Origin of the sequence: Pseudonocardia ammonioxydans, assembly GCF_900115005.1 — a bacterium.
Lineage (GTDB): Bacteria > Actinomycetota > Actinomycetes > Mycobacteriales > Pseudonocardiaceae > Pseudonocardia > Pseudonocardia ammonioxydans.
The window spans coordinates 1-4655 of sequence record NZ_FOUY01000108.1 but is presented as its reverse complement, the minus strand read 5'-3'; the positions used below and the strand labels follow the sequence as shown (position 1 = coordinate 4655).

General features: G+C 68.7%; 3 protein-coding genes. 1 reads left to right on the top strand and 2 read right to left on the bottom strand.

Annotation, left to right across the window (positions count from 1 at the left end; all coding sequences use genetic code 11):
- Nucleotides 1-450: 450 nt before the first annotated feature.
- Nucleotides 451-1554: a methyltransferase C-terminal domain-containing protein gene (locus tag BM093_RS34105; protein ID WP_085916396.1), complete on the top strand. Its 1104-nt coding sequence runs from the start codon at nucleotides 451-453 to the stop codon at nucleotides 1552-1554.
- A 405-nt stretch (nucleotides 1555-1959) separates the two neighbouring features.
- On the opposite strand, the gene BM093_RS34095 is transcribed toward BM093_RS34105, so the two are convergent.
- Nucleotides 1960-3345: an acyltransferase family protein gene (locus BM093_RS34095; protein WP_085916397.1), complete on the bottom strand. Its 1386-nt coding sequence runs from the start codon at nucleotides 3343-3345 to the stop codon at nucleotides 1960-1962.
- Nucleotides 3346-4102: 757 nt separating this feature from the next.
- The gene (locus BM093_RS34090; protein WP_143105701.1) at nucleotides 4103-4312 is read right to left on the bottom strand and encodes a hypothetical protein; all 210 of its coding nucleotides are present in this window, start codon (nucleotides 4310-4312) and stop codon (nucleotides 4103-4105) included.
- Nucleotides 4313-4655: the final 343 nt, after the last annotated feature.

Sequence of the window (4655 nt, the reverse complement as noted above, 5' to 3'; positions counted from 1 at the left end):
GAGAGGCCGATCGCGGCCGCGACGCACACGGCGCCCAGCGCGCCGAGCACCAGTGCGGTCGTCGCGAGACCGCCACGCGTCGTGGCGAGCGGTCGTGGGGCGACGGAGCGGTTGCGGGGCACGGGCACAGCATCCGGTCCGCAACCCCCCGTGCCCGCGCCGGACCGGGAGAGATCCACAGTTCTGGGTACGGTCCACGCGAGACTCGCCGGATGCCGCATCAGTTGATACGCCGAACCAGTCTGGTAGCCCGGAGGCAGGTCGACGCCCGACCGAGTCGAGACCGGAGGCCACGACCAGCGCCGAGGCGCGGCTTGATCTCCGCACGCCACGCCCTGTTCACCCGGCGGGGCGGAACGCGCCGGTGCCCGCCGTCGTCGATGCTGGCCCCACTGACGACCTTCACTCGGTTATCTCGGGCGACTCTCACCGGACGGTAGAGTTCGGCGGGTGACGGCTGAGGTAATCAGATGCTGCTTCTGCGGGGCGGAGCAGGGTGATGTCGTCGTCGATCTCGGCCAGCAGCCGTCGTGCGAACTCTTCCCCGCCCGGACCGACCCCGGCCCGGACCCGACCTTCCCTGTGCGGTTGTGGCTGTGCCAGGCGTGTGGACTCGCACAGCTGACCGACCATGACGACGTCCCGGAAGAGGTCGCCGGTCTCGAACCCGAGGCGCTGCGCACGCAGCGGCGTGAATCGGCCGGCTGGCTCGCCGGACCAAACCTGATCCCGACCGGGGGCATCGTCGCCGAGTACGACAGCCCTCACGGGGGAAGTTGGCTGCCGCAGCTACGTGAGGCCGGGCTCGTCGGCCGAATCGCTGGCACTGGTGAGGCCGCCGATCTGGTCGTCGACGGCTGTTTCGGCATGATGCACGCCGCCGACCAGCAGGCCGCGCTGCGCGCGCGTGCGGCACGGTTGCGACCGGGTGGGCGGCTGGTGGTGCAGTTCCACTCCCTGGCCGCGATCCTGCGACTGCGCCAGTGGAACGCGGTCCGGCTCGGCCACCTCGCCTACTACTCGACGCCCGCCATGGTCGAGATGCTGGCCCGGGTGGGGCTCTCGGCCGTGGCCGCGCGCGACTTCTCCCTCTACGGCGGGACGGTCACCCTGGTCGCCTCACGCGCCGGTGCGGACCACCACGGCAGCGTGGAGAAGCTGTGTCGCTACGAGCGACTCATCGGTGTCCGCGACCCCGCGCGGGTGCACGCCCTGCAGGAGGACGTGCACTCCGGGGCCGAGGCACTGGTCGACACGCTGCGCCAGGCTCGCGCCCGCGGCGAGATCGTCCTCGGCTACGGGGCGGCGTCGCGGGCCGTGCCGTTGCTCGTGCTCGCCGGCATCGACGCCGACCTGCTCCCGGTCGTCGCCGACGCCTCGCCCGCGAAACAGAACTGCCGGATGCCAGGCACCGACATCCCCGTGGTCACGCCGGAGGAGTTGACACGTCGCCGCCCGGACACGGTTCTGCTGTTCGTGCCGGACCTGCTCGACGAGCTCCGCCGCGTACTACCCGAGATCGAGAGCTGCGGTGGGCAGTGGCTTCCTGTCTGACCTACATCCCCGGCCGGACTTCGGCGGTGGTTGACCATGAGCTCGAGGTTATGGAGTGGCAGGTGTGGTTCAGGCTGGGCGCACGTGGGAGCGGCTGGAGGTCGGACGTGAGTCGGGGCATGGCGTCGGTGCTCCGCCCACTCGCGTCGCGTGGGCAGGGTTGCGGCGGGGGCTGAGGGTGAAGGTGCGGGCATCGCCCCTGGCCGCTCGTGCTCACCCGCAGCATCGCGCGGACACCGTGCCGGCCCGTTCGACGGCCCTGCGGGCTCGGCGCCAGCTTTCCACCGCGTTCGCGATCAGCAGCGTCGTCACGGTGCGCCTGTGCCAGCGTCGCCGTACTGCTGGCAGTGCAGCCGATCCGGGAGCCGGCGCCCTGGCGCAGACCGCCGAGGAGGAATCTGCCTGTCACCGTGCCCTGAGGCGGGGCGGCGTCGCTGCGCCGTCGCGACGACTACTCACATCCAGCTCACTGGCGGCGTCGATCAGCTCACCGTTCCCAGCTCGTGCCGATCGCTGCCCGCTCGGTGGCGGGACACGGGCCCCGCCGTCTGCGATCCGGATGGGCACGGTGTCGTCCGGGCTGCCGGACACGTGCAGCCGCTCCGTAGGGAGACTGTCGGTGACCTCGGCCGGCGATCGATCGGTAGCGGCGACCGGGCCAGGTCCTTGGCCGGGCTGCGGTACCGACATCACCTCCGTTGCGGCGTCGGACGGACCGTCGGCGGCGGCGTCGTCGTGTCCGTGTGCCGGCCGTCGCCCGAGCCGTGGTGTCACGTTCTTCCACCGCATCGCCCGACGTTCGATCAGGAACCAGGACGCCACCGCGAGCGGCAGCGTCGTGAGGAGTCCGGTTCCGACGAACAACGCCGTCGGAACCGCGGAGAGCGCTGTCAGGTTCAGAACCTGCTGTACCGGCCAGTGGTAGATGTACATCCCGTAGGACACGTCGTGGCGCATCGACCAGGACAGCCGACGCCGGGTCCCCAGCCAGAAGAAGACATAGGTCAACGGCGCCGCGCCGAGGACGCGGTAGTCCTGGAACAGGAACAGGCTGACGCCGAACACCGCGACCGCCACGAGCACGAGAGCGCCCCGGGTCGGGATCTGATCACTGAATCGGTAGGCCACCATGCCCAGTACGAATACGAAACCGAGACGCAGCACGCGGTCGTTGACCATCGTCTCGACGCCGGCCTCCTGCAGCACCGTCACCACCGCGAAGACACCGGCCACGGCCAGGACGGTCCACCGGTGGTGCCGGAGCAGGCCGAGAACCCCCAGCCCGAGTACCAGCGCGTAACACGCTGCCTCGAAGAACAGGGTCCACAGCGCACCGTTGAAACTGCCGTCGGCCACGCCCGGGTCGAGGATGCCGCCGATCTCGTACTGCAGCATCAGCAGTCCCGAGTTGACCAGCACGAACCGCAGTGCCGACGAGGCCTCGGTGAACGCCGTTGCCGCCGGCATGCCCTGCAGCACGGCCGCGGTCGGAGCCGCGACGAACGCGACCACGAGCAGGCAGATCCAGAAGCCCGGCATGATCCTCAGGAACCGGTGCCAGGCGTACCGCAGCGGGGAATCGAGCCGCAGGTAGCTGCGAGTCACCAGGAAGCCGCTGAGGATGAAGAAGCCGTCCAGCGCAAGATCACCTACCGAGGTGCTTCCCCAGAAGGGCTGACTGCCGGTGTGAATATCCATGCCGTGGATCACCGCCACGGTCACGGCGAAGATCAAGCGCAGGACATCGAACGCGTTACGCCGCGAGTCGAAGTCGCCTGCCAGTGTGCTCACGAACTCCCCCTCCGAACGCGGCCCGTGATCAAGGCCGCGCCGCGGATGAACACTACCGTTACGTCAGAGCAGAGTATGGCGTAGGCTGAACGATGTAACGCTTACCTATAACACCAGGTCAACCGCGGTATGGCTACGGACAGGCCGTCACTGCACGCCCCGTGTCTCTCAGCAAACTCTCACACGCTTGCAGATTCAGCGCCGGGGTGGCTCAGGGTCAACGGTGGAAGACCGACGTCCTCGGCAGAGCCGCTCAGTTGGCGGAGGTTCGCATGGAGCGGGACACGGACTCCACTCGGCCAGGAAGGCCACCGCGAGCTGAACAAAGCTCGACCACGCTCGGCTGGGAATGACCCCGCCGCCGCGGGTAGCCGGTCGAAGAAGCCCCGCCGGCTACGTCACCGACTTGATGTGGTCCCACGCATCCTGCCCGAGCGCGCCGCGTCACAAGCAAGCCCGAGCGAAAGTACGCAGGTCCTGGGCGCATTAGGCGACGGCCACGATCGAGATAGGCGCGGAACCGGAGCAGACCGGGCAAGGCTAGTCGTGGCCCGCTCGAGGCGAGAGCAGCACCTTCTCCTGCGCGATCGAGTTCGACGTCGACGTCGAACTCGGCCGACCGGCTGACGGTTGCTACGAACACGCGACACCCTGCTCCAAGGTCGCAAAGGTCACGTACGGGACGGGCTGCCGCTTGCGTGCTCGTTGATGTCGCCCCGGGATTGGACATACCGGGCCCGGCTGTAGGGAGATCTGGTCAGCGAGCGTCGAGGCGGCGCAGAATCTCGGCGAGCACCTCGCCGTGCTGCGACTGGGTCTCCCTGATCGCAGTGAGCTCGCGGCCGTGTGCTTCCAAGGTCTCGGTGTGTCGATCCACGGTCTCCTTGATCTCGAGCACGGTGTCCGAGATCGCGGTGACGTCTTCCTCGGCTCGCTCGACGCGGCGAGAGAGGTCGGGACCGGCCATGCGGATCAGCGTACCGCCCATGCAACGGTGAGCAGTGCCAGGCGGGCTCGGTCAGCCCCGAGCCATCTCCAGGCAGCGAGCCGACCACGCCGACCACGCCGACCTCTCCGGACACACACGGTGGATGCGCTCAACGCCGCAGTGGTCGTCCCGCAGCGGCAGGACGCGCCAGGTCCGGGGACGATCGTCGCCCCGGTCGACGAGGCGCGGCTCGGTGGGCGCTCCACGGATGAACAGCTGAACCCGTGCCGTCCTTACGACTCACACTGCTTCGCGTAATGGACATGTCTATAGCGGAAAAGCGCAGGTCAGTGCGCTACCTGAACCTCACGATTGAGATAAA

What these genes read in the sequence shown, in the direction of transcription:
- BM093_RS34090 (WP_143105701.1), bottom strand. Translation starts at nt 4,312, where the DNA reads ATGGCCGGTCCCGACCTCTCTCGCCGCGTCGAGCGAGCCGAGGAAGAC.